The organism is Actinokineospora spheciospongiae, assembly GCF_000564855.1.
Lineage (GTDB): Bacteria > Actinomycetota > Actinomycetes > Mycobacteriales > Pseudonocardiaceae > Actinokineospora > Actinokineospora spheciospongiae.
Map to the genome: position 1 here is coordinate 1 of NZ_AYXG01000189.1, position 2,474 is coordinate 2,474.

The following is a 2,474-nucleotide window of genomic DNA, read 5'->3' on the forward strand; positions in this document are numbered from 1 at the left end:
CCAGGCGTTGGCGTTCAGCGCGTTCAGCGGGGCGACGGTGGGGCGCCAGCGGATCACGTCGCCGGGCTCACCGGCGGGCAGCGGGCTCGGCGGCACGTAGAAGCTGTCGTCGAGCGGACCGGGCTCAGCGGCCGAAGCGCCGATCGATCCAGCGCTGAGCGGCGCGGCGCTCGCGGGCGACTGGACCGCCCCGGTGACGGCGAGCGTGGCGGTCGCGCCCGCGAGGGCGGCGGCGACGGCCACGGCGACGCGCCGTTTCGTCCTGGTCAACAGTGACCTCCGTGGGTTTGCGGGAAGCGGTGACAAAAGCACCCTCCCCACAGGCCGTCGGACAGGTCAACAGGAAACCGATAATTCTTGGCGTTGTGACAATCACCCACAATCGACTTCGCTGGGAGTGCGCGGGTTGGTCTTGGAAACATCCTCGTACCAAATGGATCGCGCACTACCGGACCAGGGCGCGCCCCGCGACGCGAATGTCCTGACCGGACACCGGGCGCATTCCGGTCAGCGCAGCCGCAGTGCCAGCGCCGGGCAGGCGGCCGCGGCGCGCTTCGCCCGGTTCACCAGCGCGGGCGGCACGGGGTCGCCGTCGACGACCGGGTAGCCCCACTCGTCGAGGTCGACCAGCTCCGGGAGGAGTTCCGCGCACAAGCCGTGCGCGCGGCAGCCGATGGGGTCCAGCCGCAGGGTCCGGGTCTGACCGCTCATGCCAGGCACCCCCCGTGCGCGTGGGCGGTGACGTCGTCGGCGAAGACCCGCAGCGCGCTCGCGGCGAGCCGGACCGCGCCGTCGGGGTGGGCGCAGGCACCGCGGCCGGGAACGACCCCGAGGCGGCGGCGCAGCCGGGCGGCGGTGTCGGCGGGGGCGGCGCCCGCGGCCAGCGCGGTGAAGTCGGCGGCGATCGCGGGCAGGCCGAACATGCAGGGCCCGCACTGCCGCGCCGACTCGGCGGCCAGGTGGGCCAGGACCTCCGAGGTCTCCCGCAGGCCGCAGCCGCCGAGCACGTGGAACGCGGCCACACCGGGGATCGAGGACGCCCGGTGGTGCCCGGCGCGGGTCAGCCACTCGCCGCCGAGGCCGCCCGCGAGCACGGTCGCGTCGGGGTCGGTTCCGGCCAGCCGCAGCACCTCCCCCAACCCCAGGTCGACCGGGGTCTCGAACACGCCGCCGTGCGGTGCGGCGCCGCCGACGGTCACCAGGCGGGTCTCGTCGCGGCGGAACGCGTCCGGGCCGCGCCGGGCGACGAGCGCGAGCTGCGCGAGGGTTTCGACGTTGTCGACCAGCGTGGGCCTGCCGCGCACACCGCGCTCGGCCGGGCGGAACACCTTCACCGTGGGCCGGGCGTCACCGGTGGTGAGGAAGTTGACCAGTGCGGACTCCTCGCTGGAGACGTAGCGCCCCGGTATGTCCACAACGGACACGTCGATGGACCAGGAGCGCGCCGCGACCGCCGCGCGCAGCGCCGTCCCGTCGTGCGCGCAGAGGGTCGCCTCCGCGGCGCCGACGGCGTGCGCGGCCAGTTCGACACCGTCGAGGACCAGGTGCGGGGCGATGGCGAGCAGTGCCTTGTCCTTGGCGCTGGCCGGGTCCCCCTCGCACCCGTTGGCGACGACCACCGGTGCGCGGCCCGCCGCGACCGCGCGCAGCTTGCGCCCGGTGGGGAACCCGCCGCCGCCGCGACCGCGCAGGCCGGACCGGTCGACCAAGTCGAGCAGTTCGGCCGGGTGCGGGCGGGGCAGCGCACCGTGCACGGCGGTGTGCGCGGCCAGGTCGGGGGTGGGGGCGGCGAGCAGCCGCCGGGTCGTGGTGATCATGGAACCCTCACCGTCGTGTCGGGGTGGACGCGGGTGGTGCGCCAGTGCAGGGCGGTCGCCGCGGCGGCGACGCAGGCCACGTCGAAGCCCAGCACCCAGGCGGTGTCGGGGCCGGACATGGCGAACCCGTGCACCACCGCGACCGGCCAGGCCGCGTAGGACGCCAGGTGCACACCGCGCCAGACCTTCGGGGAGAGCCGGGTGCGCAGCAGGCTGGTGATGACGACCGCGAGCACCAGGTCGAGCGAGAGCGCGCCGAGGCCGAGCCAGAACGGGTCGTAGGCGGAGGCGAAGGGCACGAGCGCGTCGACCCACCGGATCTCCACGTACCCGTCGAGGACGGCACTGGCGATGTGCACGGACAGGAAGACCAGGCTGAGCACCGACAGGTTGCGGTGCAACGACTGGACGGCGAACCGGGGGAACCGCGCGGTGCCGAGGCGGCCCGCGGTCAGCAGCCCGAGCACCACGGTGGCGGTGAACAGCGCCAGCGACACCAACCCGCTCGCGCGGCTGAGGTACCAGAGGACCTGGGTGTCCATCACGCCACCGCCCCGTCGCGGTGGCACCGGGCAGGCCGCGCGCCCATCAGCCCACCACCGACTCGGCGGCTGGGGCACCAAAGGACCCGGGTGTTCCACCACGCCACCGCCCCGT

General features: G+C 74.8%; 3 protein-coding genes and 1 pseudogene. All 4 read right to left on the bottom strand.

Going from position 1 to position 2,474, the window contains the following annotated elements:
- Nucleotides 1–270 (bottom strand): annotated as a pseudogene (locus UO65_RS38330) (hypothetical protein); the annotation flags it as partial.
- Between the two features lie 237 nt (nt 271–507).
- Complete coding sequence (locus tag UO65_RS24595) at nt 508–711, bottom strand: ferredoxin (RefSeq protein WP_035286776.1); 204 nt, start codon at nt 709–711, stop codon at nt 508–510.
- The gene (locus UO65_RS24600; RefSeq protein ID WP_052021732.1) at nt 708–1,817 is read right to left on the bottom strand and encodes an NADH-ubiquinone oxidoreductase-F iron-sulfur binding region domain-containing protein; all 1,110 of its coding nucleotides are present in this window, start codon (nt 1,815–1,817) and stop codon (nt 708–710) included. Before UO65_RS24600 ends, UO65_RS24595 begins: the two co-directional genes overlap by 4 nt.
- Nucleotides 1,814–2,359 (bottom strand): ferric reductase-like transmembrane domain-containing protein, encoded by a 546-nt coding sequence (locus UO65_RS24605; RefSeq protein ID WP_035286777.1) that lies wholly within the window; start codon nt 2,357–2,359, stop codon nt 1,814–1,816. The genes UO65_RS24600 and UO65_RS24605 overlap by 4 nt, the downstream gene beginning before the upstream one ends.
- Nucleotides 2,360–2,474 lie beyond the last annotated feature (115 nt).